The 17,219-nt window shown below is 67.8% G+C and carries 15 protein-coding genes; 7 read left to right on the top strand and 8 right to left on the bottom strand.

What is annotated here, in order from left to right; all coding sequences use genetic code 11:
* Nucleotides 1-22 precede the first annotated feature (22 nt).
* Nucleotides 23-2,341, bottom strand: coding sequence for a DUF6049 family protein (locus ACSHXC_RS19525; protein ID WP_438292773.1), 2,319 nt, complete (start codon nt 2,339-2,341; stop codon nt 23-25).
* Between the two features lie 193 nt (nt 2,342-2,534).
* On the opposite strand from ACSHXC_RS19525, the gene ACSHXC_RS19520 reads away from it, so the two are divergent.
* Nucleotides 2,535-3,977: a CCA tRNA nucleotidyltransferase gene (locus ACSHXC_RS19520; RefSeq protein ID WP_438292772.1), complete on the top strand. Its 1,443-nt coding sequence runs from the start codon at nt 2,535-2,537 to the stop codon at nt 3,975-3,977.
* Between the two features lie 88 nt (nt 3,978-4,065).
* Here the strand turns inward: ACSHXC_RS19520 and ACSHXC_RS19515 are convergent, their stop codons facing one another.
* The 4 genes from ACSHXC_RS19515 to ACSHXC_RS19500 form a co-directional block, all read right to left on the bottom strand.
* Nucleotides 4,066-4,524, bottom strand: coding sequence for an LppU/SCO3897 family protein (locus tag ACSHXC_RS19515; RefSeq protein WP_438292771.1), 459 nt, complete (start codon nt 4,522-4,524; stop codon nt 4,066-4,068).
* A gap of 105 nt (nt 4,525-4,629) precedes the next feature.
* Nucleotides 4,630-5,898 carry an MFS transporter gene (locus ACSHXC_RS19510; RefSeq protein WP_438292770.1) on the bottom strand — a complete coding sequence of 423 codons (1,269 nt, stop codon included), beginning with the start codon at nt 5,896-5,898 and terminating at the stop codon, nt 4,630-4,632.
* A gap of 83 nt (nt 5,899-5,981) precedes the next feature.
* Nucleotides 5,982-7,064, bottom strand: a complete 1,083-nt coding sequence (locus ACSHXC_RS19505) for an inositol-3-phosphate synthase (RefSeq protein ID WP_114038671.1) — start codon at nt 7,062-7,064, stop codon at nt 5,982-5,984.
* Nucleotides 7,065-7,114: 50 nt separating this feature from the next.
* A complete protein-coding gene (locus ACSHXC_RS19500; protein ID WP_399484521.1) occupies nt 7,115-7,798 on the bottom strand; it encodes a PadR family transcriptional regulator in 684 nt (227 codons plus the stop codon).
* A gap of 375 nt (nt 7,799-8,173) precedes the next feature.
* On the opposite strand from ACSHXC_RS19500, the gene ACSHXC_RS19495 reads away from it, so the two are divergent.
* Nucleotides 8,174-10,837 carry a transglycosylase domain-containing protein gene (locus ACSHXC_RS19495; protein ID WP_438292769.1) on the top strand — a complete coding sequence of 888 codons (2,664 nt, stop codon included), beginning with the start codon at nt 8,174-8,176 and terminating at the stop codon, nt 10,835-10,837.
* A gap of 134 nt (nt 10,838-10,971) precedes the next feature.
* Entirely contained in the window at nt 10,972-12,480 is a 1,509-nt protein-coding gene (locus ACSHXC_RS19490; protein ID WP_438292768.1) for a glycosyltransferase family 87 protein, read from the top strand.
* 90 nt (nt 12,481-12,570) lie between these two features.
* Here the strand turns inward: ACSHXC_RS19490 and ACSHXC_RS19485 are convergent, their stop codons facing one another.
* The 3 genes from ACSHXC_RS19485 to ACSHXC_RS19475 form a co-directional block, all read right to left on the bottom strand.
* Nucleotides 12,571-13,602, bottom strand: a complete 1,032-nt coding sequence (locus ACSHXC_RS19485) for an alanine racemase (RefSeq protein ID WP_189969906.1) — start codon at nt 13,600-13,602, stop codon at nt 12,571-12,573.
* A gap of 66 nt (nt 13,603-13,668) precedes the next feature.
* Entirely contained in the window at nt 13,669-14,787 is a 1,119-nt protein-coding gene (locus tag ACSHXC_RS19480) for a lipid II:glycine glycyltransferase FemX (protein ID WP_114038676.1), read from the bottom strand.
* Nucleotides 14,788-14,933: 146 nt separating this feature from the next.
* Nucleotides 14,934-15,248, bottom strand: a complete 315-nt coding sequence (locus ACSHXC_RS19475) for a hypothetical protein (RefSeq protein WP_189969911.1) — start codon at nt 15,246-15,248, stop codon at nt 14,934-14,936.
* Between the two features lie 265 nt (nt 15,249-15,513).
* On the opposite strand from ACSHXC_RS19475, the gene rpsF reads away from it, so the two are divergent.
* The 4 genes from rpsF (at nt 15,514) to rplI (ending at nt 17,215) form a co-directional block, all read left to right on the top strand.
* Nucleotides 15,514-15,804: a 30S ribosomal protein S6 gene (rpsF, locus tag ACSHXC_RS19470; protein ID WP_053724701.1), complete on the top strand. Its 291-nt coding sequence runs from the start codon at nt 15,514-15,516 to the stop codon at nt 15,802-15,804.
* Between the two features lie 74 nt (nt 15,805-15,878).
* Nucleotides 15,879-16,469, top strand: coding sequence for a single-stranded DNA-binding protein (locus ACSHXC_RS19465; RefSeq protein WP_189969913.1), 591 nt, complete (start codon nt 15,879-15,881; stop codon nt 16,467-16,469).
* A 44-nt stretch (nt 16,470-16,513) separates the two neighbouring features.
* On the top strand, nt 16,514-16,750 hold the full coding sequence (rpsR, locus tag ACSHXC_RS19460) for a 30S ribosomal protein S18 (RefSeq protein WP_005315025.1): 237 nt from the start codon (nt 16,514-16,516) through the stop codon (nt 16,748-16,750).
* A gap of 18 nt (nt 16,751-16,768) precedes the next feature.
* Nucleotides 16,769-17,215, top strand: coding sequence for a 50S ribosomal protein L9 (gene rplI, locus ACSHXC_RS19455; protein ID WP_114038679.1), 447 nt, complete (start codon nt 16,769-16,771; stop codon nt 17,213-17,215).
* The last annotated feature ends 4 nt before the right edge of the window (nt 17,216-17,219 follow it).

Here is a 17,219-nt window from a genome sequence, read left to right as displayed (position 1 = left end):
GGCCGACCGGCCACGACATAGCTCAATGGTCCACTTTCTCACCCGGGCCGGGTGCGGCCCCGCTTTCCGGACCGGTGTCCGGTGTCGGGTCACTCGGCTGCTCGGGATCGGCGTCTGCCGAACCGTTCGACCGACCGGGGTCGTCGTCGCCGTCGGACTCCTCGCGAGCCATGGAGCGCTTGCGGTGGGTGTACATCCTGATGCCGGCGAGCACCAGGAGCAGGACACCGCCGGCGATGACCAGCATCACCGTCGGAGTGATCTCGGAGACCTGGACGGTGAACTCCATCGGCTCACCGTACGGCGTGCCGTCCTCGGTGTAGAGCCGGGCGGTCACCGGAACGGGGCCGTTGGCGTTGGCGATGGCGGTGAACTTCACCGACTGGCTGCGGTCGCCGTCCACCTTGACCGGCTGTTCGCCGATCGCGTTGCCGTCCTCGCCCAGCTGCAGGCGGGTGGGACTCTTCGGCTGGAGTCTCAGCACCAGATGGTCGACGCCCTGCACCAGCTTGTTCTGCACGGTGACGGCGATGGTGGCGCTGCGCCCCGACATCGTGGCCGTCGACTTCTGGATGAGGTGGACCTGGTCGGCCAGGCCGTCCAGGTAGAGCTGAACGCCGGCCCGGTAGTTCTGGGCGCCGCCCGAGTCGCCGCGCCAGGACGTCGACATCTCCCGGTTGATCGCGTTGCCGAAGGGCGTGACCACCCTGTCGGGCGCGCTAAGGATGACCTTGAACCGGTCCAGGGTGCCCTGGGTGTTCTTCATGTCCTGGAAGGCGTTGAGCGGCAGTTCCTGCTGGCGCAGCGCGTCCGGGTACGCGCCCGCGCCGGGCACCTTCGTGGTGGCGAGCGGGTCGGGCTTGGCCGTGGCCGCCGCGGACAGGTCGAGGGGCTGGGTCCAGCGCTGCGGATCCAGCGCGTGCAGAGCGGCGGCCATCGTCTGCGCCTGGCTGACGGACGGCATCCGCTGGGGGGCGACGACGATGCTGCGCTGCTTGTCGGTGTCCTGCAGCGTGATCGAGAGGGTCTGTGCGAGGAACCGCTGCTCGGCCAGGGCCGAGGTGTCCGCCATGGACATATCGCCCTGGAAGGCGGTGGAGAGCCGGGCGTCGGCGACGATGGCGTTGACGCCGCCGCCGATCGGCCTGGTCGCGGTGGGCGAGTACGCGAGCGTGTCCCGCAGGCTGTCGCCGCGGGCGATCACGTTGTGCGCGCCGGCCGACGTGGCCACATCGACGATCGACGGGTCGACGGCACCGTCCACGGGCCAGGAGTAGTCGACCGACGGGGTCACGTGCAGGATCGTGTCGATGGTCTTCTGCGCGACCTCGGTGGCGCTCTGCAGATGCCCCAGCGAGCCCGGGACGTCCCGGCCGTGGTGGGCGAGCGAGGCCAGGTCGGGGTCGGCGAACGGCAGCGCGACGACCTTCTCGCCCTGGACCGCGGCCTCCAGCGAACTCAGCCACGCCTTGGCCACGTCCTGGCTGGTGCCGTTGACCAGGTTGTCGCCGACCTTGATCTTGTAGTTGCGGGTCATCGCGTCGACGGTGGCCAGCAGATCGGGGTCGATCACCCAGGTGATGGGCAGCTGCTTGCCGAGCGAGACCATCTGCTCCAGCCTGCCGCCGGGGCCGATGTCCCTGGCCAGGGAGTCGTCGGCGAACACCGGCGTCTGCTGGGCGTCCGAGCCCGTCTGGGCGGTGAGGTGGGACGACGAGATCAGCGGCCACAGGAAGGTGAGCTGGCTTTTCTTGCCCTCGATGGCGTCCGGCTGCCAGGGCAGGTACGTGCGCTGGATGCCGAGCACCTGGTCGTACTGCTGGGTCGCGGTCTGGCCGGACAGCGAGACGCCGAGCGGGTACACCCCGTCATCGCTCAGGCCTAGCTTGGAGACTGGCACGGAGAGCGTGAACTCCTGGCTGACGCCCGCCTCCAGCTTGGCGAATTTGACCGTGGGGCCGTCGGCGACCTCCGCGGCGTCGGTACCCGGCGCGTAGCCGGTGCGGCCGGCTGTCTCGTCGATCCCGCTGCGTCCGGACAGTTTCGACCCCACCCGGAGCCCCACATGGGCGCTGGTGACGGCCTGCTTGCCCTTGTTGGTCACCGTGCCGGAGATCGTCAGCGTGTCGCTCTTGACCGGGGCCTTGGGGGCCACTGAGTCGAGGGACACCTGGACGCTCTGGCCGCCCACCGCGTCCTCGGCCGCCTGCGCCGCAGGGGCGGCCGTGGCGGACAGCAGGCCCGCGAACAAAGGGGCGCCGACGAGCAGCGCCGCTGTGCGGCGCAACCACCGGCGGGCAGGAGAGGGAGTCATCCCCTGGGAATCTGCCGCCTCGGCCACGCGCTCGCCCGTCCCTCGCTGTCGTCGCTGTCGGTTGCTGCGTCCACGCATGGTAACGATGCGGACTGTGGCGAAGTGCCGCGGACTGCTCCACATGATCGGAAGATTGCCGTACCGGCGAGGGCGCGTGCGTACCGGGGCCGGTCATAAACGGTGACGCCCCGGTCGGCCGGGCCACGTACCCTTTTCTGTTGTGCCGAACGCCAACGAAGACAATCCCAGTGCACTGAGCCAGGTGCAGCGCCGCGCGGTGACCGAATTGCTGCGGGTGTCCCCAGTCGCGGACGACCTCGCCATCCGATTCGAGGAGGCCGGGTTCTCGCTTGCCCTCGTGGGCGGCTCGGTCAGGGACGCACTGCTCGGGCGGCTCGGCAACGACCTGGACTTCACAACCGATGCCCGGCCCGAGGACGTGCTGAAGATCGTGCGGCCGTGGGCGGACGCGGTCTGGGAGGTCGGGATCGCCTTCGGGACGGTGGGCTGCCAGAAGGACGGCTACCAGATCGAGGTCACGACCTACCGCTCCGAGGCGTACGACCGGACGTCACGCAAGCCCGAGGTGTCCTACGGCGACTCCATCGAGGAAGACCTCGTCCGCCGCGACTTCACGGTCAACGCGATGGCGGTGGCACTGCCTCAGAAGGAGTTCGTCGACCCGCACGGGGGCCTCGAGGACCTGGCCGCGCGGGTGCTCCGCACGCCCGGGACGCCCGAGGAGTCCTTCTCCGACGACCCGCTGCGGATGATGCGTGCCGCGCGCTTCGCCGCCCAGCTGGACTTCGAGGTGGCCCCCGAGGTCGTCACGGCCATGACGGAAATGTCGGGCCGCATCGAGATCGTGTCCGCGGAGCGCGTGCGGGACGAGCTGAACAAGCTGCTGATTTCGGCCCACCCGAAGAAGGGGCTGCGGCTCCTCGTCGACACCGGACTCGCCGAACACGTACTGCCGGAGCTGCCGGCCCTGAGGCTGGAGAGTGACGAACACCACCGGCACAAGGACGTCTACGAGCACTCGCTGACGGTGCTGGACCAGGCGATCGACCTGGAGCAGGACGGGCCGGACCTGGTGCTGCGGCTCGCGGCGCTGCTGCACGACATCGGCAAGCCGAGGACGCGGCGTTTCGAGTCGGACGGGCGGGTCTCCTTCCACCACCACGAGGTGGTCGGCGCGAAGATGACCAAGAAGCGGATGACCGCGCTGAAGTACTCGAACGACATGGTCAAGGACGTCTCGAAGCTCGTGGAACTGCATCTGCGCTTCCACGGCTACGGCACGGGGGAATGGACCGACTCCGCGGTGCGCCGCTACGTCCGCGACGCGGGCCCGCTCCTTGAGCGGCTGCACAAGCTGACCCGCTCGGACTGCACCACGCGCAACAAGCGCAAGGCGAGCGCGCTGTCGCGAGCCTACGACGGCCTCGAAGAGCGGATCGAGGAGCTTCAGCAGCAGGAGGAGCTGGACTCGATCCGACCCGACCTGGACGGCAACCAGATCATGGAGATCCTGGGCATCGGCCCGGGCCCGGCGATCGGTCAGGCGTACAAGCATCTGCTGGAACTCCGCCTGGAGAACGGGCCGATGGAGCACGATGCGGCGGTCGCGGCGCTGAAGGAATGGTGGGCGGCGCAGGGCTGAGGTCGTGTTTCACGTGAAACATGACCGGGTGAGGGCATGACGCGGGGGCGGTGTTTCACGTGAAACACCGCCCCCGCGTATGAGGGTGCTACTTGGTGTCACCCAGGCAGAGCGTGAAGGAGTTACCCCTTTCCTTCCACGTAAAGGCTGCCGTGGTTCCGGTGACGTTCTGACAGGTCAGCTGAGGAACGCTGGCGCCGGGGCTCTTCTTGAGCACCTTGTTGGTCGCCTTGCTGTCCGTGCAGCTCACCTGCTGGATGTCGGGGCTGCTGTCGGTGCCTTTGTTGTACAGGCAGTCGCCGACGGCCAGTTGCTTGGCGTCTTCGTTGCTGTCCTTGTTGAGATACCAGCCGACGCCTATGACGATCAGGGCGACGACGATGCCGATCGCCTTGAGTGCATTCTTGGCGCCACCGCGGGTCGGGGTGCCCTGCGGGGCCATCGGAACGCCCTGGTAGGGCGCGCCCTGCGGCGGGAAGCCGGGCTGCCCGTACGGTGCGTTGGGGTTCTGGGCGTACGGGTTCTGGCCCTGGGGCGGCGTGGTCACGGAGAGGGTCCCCCTATGAAGATGGCGATGTATGACGCCCGTAAGTTAGCGGGCCCCCAGGTCAACGCCGATACCGCGGCCCACTCTGTGGCCCCGATGTGACACTCACGCGTGCGGAAACCGGGTCATAAACGCTGCTACCGCTGCATAGATGAGGGACACCGTGATGACGAGGGAGGGCGAGCGGCCGTCCGGAGGGAGCATCAGGGCGGCGATCGCGGCGGCGCCGACGAACGCCATGTTGAAGAGGACGTCGTAGAGGGAGAAGATCCGGCCCCGGAACGAGTCGTCCACCGTGGACTGGATCACCGTGTCCGTGGTGATCTTCGCGCCCTGGGTAACGAGGCCGAGGACGAAGGCGGCGACCAGCATCGGTGCGGGGGCGAACGGCAGGCCGAGTGCCGGTTCGAGGACCGCGGCGGTCGCCGAGCACACCACGATCCAGCGGTACTGGCCGAGCCGCGCCACTGCCCAAGGGGTCATGACGGCCGCCGCGAAGAAACCCGCTCCCGAGATGCCCACGGCGAGCCCGAGCAGGGCGAGACCATCGGCCCCAGCGTCGTTTCCGGGCCCATCGGCCCAGGCGTACCGGCAGAGCATCAGGAGCATCACGGTCAGTGCCCCGTAGCAGAACCGCATGAGCGTCATCGCGGTGAGGACTCGGGCGGCAGGCCTGCGCTTGTTCAAGTGCCGTACGCCGTCGGCCAGTCCGCGTGCCGTAGAGCGGATCACCGCGGCAAGGCCGGGGTGGGAGGCCGTGGGGTCCGGCCCGAGCAGGCCGGGAGGCAGGCGCAGGGAGGCCAGGGACGCGCAGAGATAGAGGACGGCGCCCAGAATGACGGTCGCGACATCCGCGTCGATCACGAGACGCAACGCGAAGGCCAGCCCGCCGCCGGCGGTGGCGGCCAGCGTCCCCGCGGTCGGGGAGAGCGAGTTGGCCATGACGAGCCGTTCGGCGTCCACCACCCGGGGCAACGAGGCCGAGAGCCCGGCCAGGACGAAGCGGTTGACGGCCGTCACGGCGAGCGCGGAGGCGTAGAAGAGCCAGTCCGGCGCGGACCCGAGGACGAGCAGCGCGGTGCCGCCGGCCAGTGCGGCCCGCAGGAGATTGCCGTACAGAAAGACCTGGCGCCGTCGCCAGCGGTCGAGCAGCACTCCCGCGAAGGGGCCGACGAGCGAGTACGGGAGGAGCAGGACGGCCATGGCGGAGGCGATCGCGCCGGGCGAGGCCTGCTTTTCGGGGGAGAAGACGACGTACGTGGCGAGGGCGACCTGGTAGACGCCGTCCGCGGCCTGGGACAGCAGTCGTACGGCCAGCAGATGCCGGAAATGCTTCAGGCGCAGGAGCACGCGGAGATCACGTACGACGGGCATGTGAGCAAGCGTCACATATCCGAAGGGTCCCCGGGCGCACATGTCGCACGGGGACCCTTCGGCAGTCCTCAGGGGTGCGAGCTCTAGCGCTCGACCTCGCCCTTGATGAACTTCTCGACGTTGGCGAAGGCCTCGTCGTCGAAGTACTGCACCGGCGGGGACTTCATGAAGTAGCTCGACGCCGACAGGATCGGGCCGCCGATACCGCGGTCCTTGGCGATCTTCGCGGCGCGCAGGGCGTCGATGATGACACCCGCCGAGTTCGGGGAGTCCCAGACCTCGAGCTTGTACTCCAGGTTCAGCGGAACGTCACCGAAGGCACGGCCTTCGAGGCGCACGTACGCCCACTTGCGGTCGTCCAGCCAGGCCACGTAGTCCGACGGACCGATGTGGACGTTCTTCTCGCCCAGGTCGCGGTCGGGGATCTGCGAGGTGACGGCCTGCGTCTTCGAGATCTTCTTGGACTCGAGGCGGTCGCGCTCCAGCATGTTCTTGAAGTCCATGTTGCCGCCGACGTTGAGCTGCATGGTGCGCTCAAGACGGACACCGCGGTCCTCGAACAGCTTCGCCATCACGCGGTGCGTGATGGTGGCGCCGACCTGCGACTTGATGTCGTCGCCGACGATCGGGACGCCCGCCTCGGTGAACTTGTCCGCCCACTCCTTGGTGCCGGCGATGAAGACCGGGAGAGCGTTGACGAACGCGACCTTGGCGTCGATGGCGCACTGCGCGTAGAACTTCGCGGCGTCCTCGGAACCGACCGGCAGGTAGCAGACCAGAACGTCGACCTGCTTGTCCTTGAGGACCTGGACGACGTCGACCGGAGCCTCGGCGGACTCCTCGATGGTCATGCGGTAGTACTTGCCGAGACCGTCCAGGGTGTGGCCGCGCTGGACCGTGACGCCCTTGTTCGGGACGTCGCAGATCTTGATGGTGTTGTTCTCGCTGGCGCCGATGGCGTCCGAGAGGTCGAGGCCGACCTTCTTGGCGTCGACGTCGAACGCGGCGACGAACTCCACGTCACCGACGTGGTAGTCGCCGAACTGGACGTGCATCAGACCCGGGACCTTGGTGGCCGGGTCGGCGTCCTTGTAGTACTCGACGCCCTGCACCAGCGAGGCGGCGCAGTTGCCCACGCCGACGATGGCTACACGAACCGAACCCATTCCGGTTGCTCCCTGTGTGATCTCTTCGAAGTCCTGCGTGCGCAGGGTCTTCAGTTGGCGGTGTCCTCGGACGGATCCGGCCGGGTGCTGTCCCGGTTCCGGGGCAGGCCGCCCGTCTCTCCTGATGTGTGGTCCTGCTGAGCCGAGCCGGTGGCGGGGCCGGATCGCTGATCCCGTCCCGCCCGCTCGCTCTCGATGAGCTCGTTCAGCCAGCGCACTTCGCGCTCCACGGACTCCATGCCGTGGCGCTGCAGCTCGAGCGTGTAGTCGTCCAGGCGCTCGCGCGTACGAGCCAGGGAGGCGCGCATCTTCTCAAGGCGCTCCTCCAGGCGGCTGCGACGACCTTCCAGCACGCGCATCCGCACCTCTCGCTCTGTCTGGCCGAAGAAGGCGAAACGGGCGGCGAAGTGCTCGTCCTCCCAGGTGTCGGGGCCGGTGTGGGAGAGCAGCTCCTCGAAGTGCTCCTTACCTTCCGCCGTCAACCGGTAGACGATCTTGGCGCGGCGCCCTGCGAGTGAAGCGGCGAGCGCGTCCTCGGGAGCGCTGCCCGGCTCCTCGATCAACCAGCCGTTGGCGACCAGCGTCTTGAGGCAGGGATAGAGGGTCCCGTAACTGAAGGCCCGGAAGATCCCCAGCGAGGTGTTGAGCCGCTTGCGCAGCTCGTAACCGTGCATCGGAGCCTCGCGGAGCAGCCCGAGTACGGCGAATTCGAGGATGCCGGAGCGCCTGCTCATCCTTCGCCTCCTCGGCCTTCCGGAACCTTTATGCCGTGCTGATGTATCGACTCGATACATCAGCACGATAGAGCGGTGTCGCAGCTGCGACAAGAGGGGTCATGGTGAACGGCGTCACATCCTCAATTCATAGCCAGCAACATGCCTGATTTGGGGTGAACTTCGGCCCTAGGGCGGTTTTGAGCGTGCGTAGTCTGTGCGCCATGCAGATCACTGTGTGCCGAGTGACGTCAGGGGGCGTCGGCGTGTCCAGCGCCATCGGCACATGGGCTGTGGCGTGGCAGTGCCCTTCACGGGGTAGCCGCCCACGCCGGGGGGACAGGAACTCAGCTGCCGTTTCCAGGCGCTCTCGCCTGCCCGAGGAGTAGTCGTTCGATGAGCGAGCACCGTCGCAAACCGCCGCAGCCCCAGGGCGGTGGACGTGCCGCGGCCCGGCGCGCCGCGCAACAGCCCTCCGGTCGCAGGCCGGCCCGGCCGGCCGGATCTCCGGACGCTGCGGCCCACTCACCGTCCGGTTCGTACAGATCGCCGTCGGACCCGCATGCGGAGTCCAGCCACGGTGGCCGGGCCGAGGCCCGCCGGGCCCAGCGCGGAGGCGGCCGCAGGCGCGGCTCCGACGGCGCGGGACCTCCGGGCGGGCCGGGGCGCCGGGCCGGTGCGGCCGGCGGCCGGCCGCCCAAGAAGCGGTTCATCGACTACCCGCGCTACGGCAAGCGGGGCTGGCGGCGCTGGGTGCCGTCCTGGAAGCTCGTCAGCGCCTGCTGCCTGGGCTGTTTCGGTGTGCTGATCGCCGTCATCGGAGTGGCCTACTACATGGTGGCCATCCCCGATGTGGCTCAGGCGGCGAAAGCACAGAACAACGTCTACTACTGGGCCGACGGCTCGCAGATGGTCGCCACCGGCGGCGAGGTCAACCGCCAGATCATCCCGTACGAGCAGATTCCGGCGGCGATGCGGTACGCAGTCATCTCGGCCGAGAACAAGACATTCGAGACCGACAGCGGTGTCGACCCCCAGGGCATCGCCCGCGCCCTGCTGAACATGGCCAAGGGTGGCCAGACCCAGGGCGGCTCGACCATCACGCAGCAGTACGTGAAGAACGCCCAGCTCAACGACCAGTCGCAGACCATCACCCGTAAGTTCAAAGAGCTCTTCATCTCCATCAAGGTCGGCGCGACCAGGCAGAAGAGCGAAATCATGGCCGGGTACCTGAACACCGCGTACTACGGCCGTGGCGCCTACGGGCTGCAGGCCGCGGCCCGCACGTATTACAGCAAGGACGCCAAGGACCTCGACCCGAGCCAGTGCGCCTTCCTCGCCTCGCTCCTCAAGGGCGCGACCTACTTCGACCCGGCCGGCGCACCGGAGATCGACCCGGCGGCCACCGCCCAGCAGAACACCAAGAACGCCACCGAGCGCTGGGGCTGGATCCTCGACCAGGAGGTCAAGGACAAGCACATGGACGCGGCCGAGCGCGCGAAGTACAAGATCTTCCCGATGCCCGACAAGCCGAAGAAGAACGCGAACCTGGGCGGCCAGATCGGCTACCTCGTGTCTCTCGCCCAGGCGTCCGCGAAGAACAACAACCCGGACATCGACATGGCCAAGGGCGGCTACCAGATCTACACGACCTTCGACAAGAAGAAGGTCCAGGAGATGGAGAGCGTGGTCAAGAAGGTCCGGGACAAGAACATCGACCCGAAGAAGCGACCTCAGTACGACACGTTCGTCCAGTTCGGCGGCGCTTCGGTGGATGTGAAGACCGGGGCCATCGTGGCCATCTACGGCGGTGACGACGCCACCAAGCACTTCACCAACAACGCCGACGAAACCGGTGCCCAGGTCGGCTCGACCTTCAAGCCGTTCGTCCTCGCGGCCGGGATGGAGTACGGAAAGCGCGACCCGAACAAGCCGGCGTCGCAGAGCGACTCGTCCCGGACGCCCGTCTCGCCGGACAGCATCTACAGCGGCAAGAACAAACTGAAGATCAAGAACTACGACGGGACCATCTGGAAGGACCAGAACGGCGGCGAGTGGCTGCAGACCAATGATGGTGACGAGTCCTACAACCCGCCGAGCTACGCCATCGACCTCCGCTACGCCATGCAGGAGTCGGTGAACACTCCCTACGTCCAGCTCGGCATGGACGTAGGCACCGACAAGGTGAAGCAGGCCGCCATGGCCGCGGGTCTGCGCGACAGCAAGACCAGTATGGCCTCCTCCAGCGTGCCGTCGTTCTCCATCGGTACGTCGTCGCCCAGCGCGATCCGGATGGCCGGTGCGTACGCCACCTTCGCCGCCAGCGGCACCCAGCGCGACCCGTTCTCCGTGACGTCGGTGAAGAAGGACGGGAAGGTCATCTACCAGCACGAGGACCAGGCCAAGAGCGCCTTCCCCGCCGCCGTGGCCAACAACGTCACGGACGTGCTGAAGGGCGTCGTCGACAAGGGCACCGGCACGAACGCCAAGCTCAGCGGGCGCCAGGTGGCGGGCAAGACCGGTACCACCGACGGCAACCGGTCGGCGTGGTTCGTCGGCTATACCCCGCAGTACTCGACCGCCGTCGGCATGTACCGCCTCGACGACAACGAGACCAGCAAGAAGCGCGAGTTCCTCAAGATGTTCGGGACGGGCGGCCAGGAGAAGATCCACGGCGCGTCGTTCCCGTCGACCATCTGGCACGACTACATGGAGCAGGCGCTCGGCGACTCCCCCGCCGAGTCCTTCCCGGCTCCCGAGAAGATCGGCGACAAGGTCTACGGCGGCGGTATGTCGCCCGCCCCCAGCGCACCCCCGTCCTTGAGCCCCTCGCCCTCGCAATCCCCGTCGGGTAAGCCCTCCAGTACTCCGTCGATGTCCCCGTCCCCCAGTCCGAGCAGTTCCTGCAGCAAGTGGGACTGGACCTGTAACGACACGGGCGGCACCGATCAGGGCCCGACGACCGGTGGGGCAGACGGCGGGATCAGTCCCAGCCCGACCCCCAGCAAATCGAAACCCGGTCATGGCCCCGGCGGCTGGATCGCAGGAGCCAACGGCTAGACGCGCCGACTGAAGACGAGGGGTGGTGTTTCACGTGAAACACCACCCCTCGTTTCACGTGAAACTGCGTCTCCGTTTCACGTGAAACACGGCCGCTCCCCGTATCCACAGCGGTGTACGGCAGGATGTCGGGCATGACGAGCGAGACGAGCCCCCGTGTGTACGAGGACCGGCGCGGAGACTCCGCGGAACCCGTCGTGCGCCCCACGGAACAGGACGAGGTCGCCGCGGCCGGCAGCCAGCTGATCGGCGGCCCGCTCGGCCGCTGGGCCAGGCCCGGCTACCACTGGCTCACTCCGATCAGAATCGTGGTGCTCGTCGCGATCGGGATGTTCGCCCTGGGCATGGCCCAGAAGCTGCCGTGCTACGACTGGGCCTGGTTCCGCGGCGCCAATTCGCAGTACACGCACGCCTGCTACTCGGACATCCCGCACCTGTACTCACTCCGCGGCTTCGCCGACAATCTGGTGCCGTACTTCGACCGCCTCAACGGCGACATGAACTACCTCGAGTACCCGGTGCTGACCGGCCTGTTCATGGAGGTCGCCTCCTGGCTGACGCCGGGCAGCGGCGACATGCAGCACCGCGAGCAGATGTACTGGATGGTCAACGCGGGGATGCTGATGGCCTGCACGGCCGTCATCGCCGTCTGCGTCACGCGCACGCACCGCCGCCGCCCCTGGGACGCCCTCCTCGTCGCGCTGGCCCCCGCCTTCGCGCTCACGGCCACCATCAACTGGGACCTGTTCGCCGTCGCGCTGACCGCGGCCGCCATGCTGATGTGGTCGCGCGGCCGGACGCTCGCCTTCGGCATCCTGATCGGCCTGGCGACGGCCGCGAAGCTCTACCCCGTACTGATCCTCGGGCCGCTGCTCGTGCTGTGCTGGCGGGCCGGGAAATGGCGGGAGCTCGGGGCCGCAGCGCTGGGCGCCGCTGGTGCCTGGCTGGTCGTGAACCTGCCGGTGATGATGCTCGCCCCCGAGGGGTGGAAGAAGTTCTACACCTTCAGCCAGGAGCGGTCCGTTGACTTCGGTTCGTTCTGGCTGATCATTTCGCAGCGTACGGGCAAAGGCCTGGACACTGACATGGTCAACACTCTTGCCGCGCTCCTGATGGTCCTCGCCTGCGCGGGAATCGCGGTGCTCACACTCACCGCACCGCGCCGACCGCGCTTCGCGCAGCTCGCCTTCCTGGTCGTCGCCGCGTTCATCATCACCAACAAGGTCTACTCGCCGCAGTACGTCCTGTGGCTGATCCCGCTGGCCGCGCTCGCCCGTCCGCGCTGGCGGGACTTCCTGATCTGGCAGGCCGGCGAGGTCGTCTACTTCCTAGGGATCTGGCTGTACCTCGCCTACACGATGAGCGGCGACAAGCACCAGGGCCTGCCGCCCGAGGGCTATCAACTGGCCATCACCGCCCACCTGTTGACCACGCTGTACCTGTGCGCCGTCGTGGTGCGCGACATCCTGATGCCGGAGCGGGACGTCGTACGGCGGGACGGCTCGGACGACCCGTCGGGCGGGGTTCTGGACCGGGCCGAGGACGTGTTCGTGCTGGGACAGGCGGCGCATCCCCCGCGGCACGCGGCGACGCTCGAAGAGGGGCCGCGGGTCGAGTGGGGTACGAGAACCCCCGCGTCCTGAAGGCTCGTAGAAAAGGCTCGGGCCCCTGGCCGACGGCGGCTGTCGTCGGCCAGGGGCCCGATGTCTTGAGCGCCCCGCGGGCGGTCCTGCCTAGCGCTCGACCAGGCGGTCGAACTGCGTGGTGGTGTGGCGCAGGTGAGCCACCAACTCGTCGCCCACGTGCGGCTCCTGAGAGTCCGACGGCACGAAGAGGATCGACACCTGCATGTGCGGCGGCTCCGCGAACCAGCGCTGCTTGCCCGCCCAGACGAACGGGGACAGGTTGCGGTTGACGGTGGCGAGCCCCGCGCGGGCGACGCCCTTGGCCCGCGGCATCACGCCGTGCAGGGCCTTGGGGGCCTCCAGGCCCACACCGTGCGAGGTACCGCCGGCGACCACGACCAGCCAGCCGTCGGAGGCGACCTTCTGCTGGCGGTAACCGAACCGATCGCCCTTGGCGACCCGGGTGACGTCGAGGACGGAGCCGCGGTACTCGGTCGCCTCGTGGTCGCCGAGCCACAGCCGCGTACCGATGCGGGCCCGAAAGCGGGTCTGCGGGAACTGCTGCTGCAGCCGGGCCTGCTCCTCGGCGCGCAGATGGCTGACGAACATGGTGTGCAGCGGCAACCGGGCTGCGCGCAGCCGGTCCATCCACGCGATGACCTCCTCGACGGCGTCCGAGCCGTCGGTGCGGTCCAGCGGAAGGTGCAGCGCAAAGCCTTCGAGCCGTACGTCCTCGATGGCGGAGCGGAGCATGCCGAGCTCCTCCTCCTTCACGCCGTGCCGCTTCATCGAGCTCATGCACTCGATGACCACGCGGGCGCCCACCAGGGCGTGCACACCGTCCACCGAGGAGACCGAGCGAATGACGCGGTCGGGCAGCGGCACCGGCTCCTCGCCGCGCCGGAACGGCGTCAGGACGAGCAGATCGCCGCTGAACCAGTCCTTGATACTGGCGGCCTCGTAGGTGGTGCCGACCGCCAGGATGTCCGAGCCGAAGCGGGACACCTCGTCCGCGAGCCGCTCGTGGCCGAAGCCGTAGCCGTTGCCCTTGCAGACCGGGACGATGCCCGGGAACTGGTCGATCACGGACTTCTGGTGCGCCCGCCAGCGAGCGGAGTCGACATAGAGGGTGAGCGCCATGGCCGTCCGGACCTTTCTGATGGCTGCGATGTGTCGGAGGTACGAAGAACGAGGTTACGCAACCGGTCAGCGGCGCGACATATACATGTCCAGCGCCTTGTGGAGCAGCTTGTTGAGCGGGAAGTCCCACTCGCCGAGGTACTCGGCCGCCTCACCGCCGGTGCCCACCTTGAACTGGATGAGGCCGAAGAGGTGGTCGGTCTCGTCCAGGGAGTCGGAGATGCCGCGCAGGTCGTAGACCGTCGCGCCCATCGCGTAGGCGTCGCGGAGCATCCGCCACTGCATCGCGTTGGAGGGCCGCACCTCGCGGCCGATGTTGTCGGAGGCGCCGTAGGAGTACCAGACGTGGCCACCGACGACGAGCATTGTCGCGGCCGAGAGGTTCACTCCGTTGTGGCGCGCGAAGTAGAGCCGCATGCGGTTGGGGTCCTCGGAGTTGAGGACCGTCCACATGCGCTGGAAGTACGACAGGGGACGCGGCCGGAAGTGGTCGCGCACCGCGGTGATCTCATACAGGCGCTGCCACTCGGCGAGGTCCTCGTAGCCGCCCTGGACGACCTCGACGCCGGCCTTCTCGGCCTTCTTGATGTTGCGGCGCCACAGCTGGTTGAAGCCCTTGAGGACGTCGTCCAGCGAGCGGTTGGCCAGCGGAACCTGGAAGACGTAGCGCGGCTGGACGTCGCCGAACCCGGCACCGCCGTCCTCGCCCTGCTGCCAGCCCATCTTCCGCAGCCGGTCGGCGACTTCGAAGGCACGGGGCTCGATGTGGGTGGCCTCGACATCGCGCAGACGCTTCACGTCGGGGTCCTGGATGCCGGACTTGATGGCCGTCGAGTCCCAGCGGCGGATGACGACCGGCGGGCCCATCTTCACCGAGAACGCGCCCTGCTGCTTGAGGTGCGCGAGCATCGGCTTCAGCCACTCGTCCAGATTGGGCGCGTACCAGTTGATGACCGGGCCCTCGGGCAGGTAAGCCAAGTAGCGCTTGACCTTGGGGAGCTGGCGGTAGAGGACCAGACCGGCGCCTACCAGCTCGCCGTTCTTGTCGAACCAGCCGAGGCTCTCCGAACGCCATTCCGTCTTGACGTCAGCCCACGCCGGGACCTGGCAGTGGCTCGCCGCGGGCAGGCTCTGGATGTACGCCAGATGCTGCTCACGGCTGATGGTCCTCAGGGTCAGGCTCATGCGGGGCGCTCCTCGGCAGGTGTGTCCCCATGGGTACAGGGGCTCCGGCTCTCGTGCCGAAGCCTACTGGGCCACAGGAGCGCCCCGGATGGCCGTACGGCGATGGGCTGTACGGCCATCCGTTGGTGGCGGGTGCCGAGCGTCGGTCAGCCGCCGACGACACCGCCGAAGAGGCCGCCGTGGGCCATGCCGAGGAAGAAGCCGACAGCGGATGCGCCGAGGCCGAGGATCAACAGGAATCGTTCGCGCGTCGTCGCCGAGATGAACTGGCCGTACGCGCCCGTGAGGATGCCGACGAGGCCGGCCCACGAGCTGACCAGGTGGAGGTTGTAGAACCAGGCCGTGGTGAAGGCCAGCACACCCAGGACGACCGTGACGGCCGCGAACGTGTCCTGGAGCGGATGGGGTTTGCCATCGGTGGCGAAGAGGGAGACGGCGTTCGGTCGCACTGCTTGTGCCATGAGGCACCTCCTGGCGGAAGGCGGCGAAGGGTGACGCCGCACACACCCGATGTGTACAGATTGCGTCCCCTGCCCACTGGATTTCAACCGGAAGCGGGTCAACAGGTACTCTGGACGGTCTGCACCGGTGTCAGCCGTGCCCGCATGCCGTCCCGTTCCTCTCGGAGGGGGATTGTCAGTGGGGGCGGATACCGTTGCTTACGCATCACGACCCTCCTGCCACGGAACGACCGTGGCCGCTGAGTCCAAAGGAGGTGGGTTCCACATGCGTCACTACGAGGTGATGGTCATCCTCGACCCCGATCTGGAGGAGCGCGCTGTCTCTCCCCTGATCGAGAACTTCCTCTCCGTCGTCCGCGAGGGCAACGGAAAGGTTGAGAAGGTCGACACCTGGGGCCGTCGTCGTCTCGCCTACGAGATCAAGAAGAAGCCCGAGGGCATCTACACGGTCATCGACCTTCAGGCCGAGCCTGCGGTCGTCAAGGAGCTCGACCGTCAGATGAACCTGAACGAGTCGGTCCTCCGGACCAAGGTCCTCCGTCCCGAGACCCACTGAGCTTCCGCTCAGAGGTAATCGGGTCCGAGTAGCAACACAGCAGCCAGCAGCAATCCCCGCCGAGAGGTTCATCCATGGCAGGCGAGACCGTCATCACGGTCGTCGGCAATCTCGTCGACGACCCCGAGCTGCGCTTCACCCCCTCGGGTGCGGCCGTCGCGAAGTTCCGTGTCGCGTCGACTCCCCGCACCTTCGATCGTCAGACCAATGAGTGGAAGGACGGCGAAGGCCTGTTCCTGACCTGCTCGGTCTGGCGTCAGGCGGCGGAGAACGTCGCCGAGTCGCTCCAGCGAGGCATGCGCGTCGTCGTGCAGGGCCGGCTGAAGCAGCGGTCCTACGAGGACCGCGAGGGCATCAAGCGCACGGTCTACGAGCTGGACGTCGAGGAAGTCGGCCCCAGCCTCAAGAACGCCACGGCCAAGGTCACCAAGACCACCGGTCGCGGTGGCCAGGGTGGGTACGGCGGAGGCGGTCAGCAGCAGGGCGGCGGCAACTGGGGCGGAGCCCCCAGCGGTGGCCAGCAGGGCGGCGGCGGTGCTCCCGCCGACGACCCCTGGGCCTCCAGCGCGCCGACCGGCGGCGGACAGCCGCAGGGTGGCAGCGGCGGCGGTGGCGGCTGGGGCGGAAGCTCCGGCGGCGGCTACTCGGACGAGCCGCCCTTCTAGGGCAGCTCGTAACTCCCACTTCTTGATCACACAGGAGAAACACCATGGCGAAGCCGCCTGTGCGCAAGCCTAAGAAGAAGGTCTGCGCGTTCTGCAAGGACAAGACCGCTTACGTGGACTACAAGGACACGAACATGCTGCGGAAGTTCATTTCCGACCGCGGCAAGATCCGTGCCCGCCGCGTGACCGGCAACTGCACGCAGCACCAGCGTGACGTCGCCACGGCCGTCAAGAACAGCCGTGAGATGGCGCTGCTGCCCTACACGTCCACCGCGCGATAAGGGAAGGGTGACCGAAAAATGAAGATCATCCTCACCCACGAGGTCTCTGGCCTCGGCACTGCCGGCGACGTCGTTGACGTCAAGGACGGCTACGCTCGCAACTACCTGGTCCCGCGTGGTTTCGCGATCCGCTGGACCAAGGGTGGCGAGAAGGACGTCGCGCAGATCCGTCGTGCGCGCAAGATCCACGAGATCGCGACCATCGAGCAGGCCAACGAGGTCAAGGCCCAGCTCGAGGGCGTGAAGGTGCGTCTGGCTGTTCGCTCCGGCGACGCCGGCCGTCTCTTCGGCTCCGTCACCCAGGCCGACGTCGCTGCGGCGATCAAGGCTGCCGGTGGCCCGGACGTGGACAAGCGCCGCGTCGAGCTCGGTGCGCCGATCAAGACCCTGGGTGCCCACCAGGTGTCCGTGCGTCTGCACGCCGACGTTGTCGCGAAGCTTGGCGTCGAGGTCATCGCCGCCTAAGCGC

It is taken from the genome of Streptomyces sp. HUAS TT7, from assembly GCF_051550175.1.
Classification (GTDB): domain Bacteria; phylum Actinomycetota; class Actinomycetes; order Streptomycetales; family Streptomycetaceae; genus Streptomyces.
Note: the sequence above shows the minus strand (reverse complement) of the source record. Positions and strands in the feature narration are given on the sequence as shown.

Bases quoted from the DNA above. Each gene is read 5' to 3' on its own strand.
- ACSHXC_RS19500 (WP_399484521.1), bottom strand. From the start codon at position 7,798: ATGAGCAGGCGCTCCGGCATCCTCGAATTCGCCGTACTCGGGCTGCTC.
- ACSHXC_RS19485 (WP_189969906.1), bottom strand. From the start codon at position 13,602: ATGGCGCTCACCCTCTATGTCGACTCCGCTCGCTGGCGGGCGCACCAG.
- rpsF (WP_053724701.1), top strand. From the start codon at position 15,514: ATGCGTCACTACGAGGTGATGGTCATCCTCGACCCCGATCTGGAGGAG.
- rpsR (WP_005315025.1), top strand. From the start codon at position 16,514: ATGGCGAAGCCGCCTGTGCGCAAGCCTAAGAAGAAGGTCTGCGCGTTC.
- ACSHXC_RS19495 (WP_438292769.1), top strand. From the start codon at position 8,174: ATGAGCGAGCACCGTCGCAAACCGCCGCAGCCCCAGGGCGGTGGACGT.
- ACSHXC_RS19475 (WP_189969911.1), bottom strand. From the start codon at position 15,248: ATGGCACAAGCAGTGCGACCGAACGCCGTCTCCCTCTTCGCCACCGAT.
- ACSHXC_RS19510 (WP_438292770.1), bottom strand. From the start codon at position 5,898: ATGCCCGTCGTACGTGATCTCCGCGTGCTCCTGCGCCTGAAGCATTTC.
- ACSHXC_RS19480 (WP_114038676.1), bottom strand. From the start codon at position 14,787: ATGAGCCTGACCCTGAGGACCATCAGCCGTGAGCAGCATCTGGCGTAC.
- ACSHXC_RS19505 (WP_114038671.1), bottom strand. From the start codon at position 7,064: ATGGGTTCGGTTCGTGTAGCCATCGTCGGCGTGGGCAACTGCGCCGCC.
- ACSHXC_RS19465 (WP_189969913.1), top strand. From the start codon at position 15,879: ATGGCAGGCGAGACCGTCATCACGGTCGTCGGCAATCTCGTCGACGAC.
- ACSHXC_RS19490 (WP_438292768.1), top strand. From the start codon at position 10,972: ATGACGAGCGAGACGAGCCCCCGTGTGTACGAGGACCGGCGCGGAGAC.
- rplI (WP_114038679.1), top strand. From the start codon at position 16,769: ATGAAGATCATCCTCACCCACGAGGTCTCTGGCCTCGGCACTGCCGGC.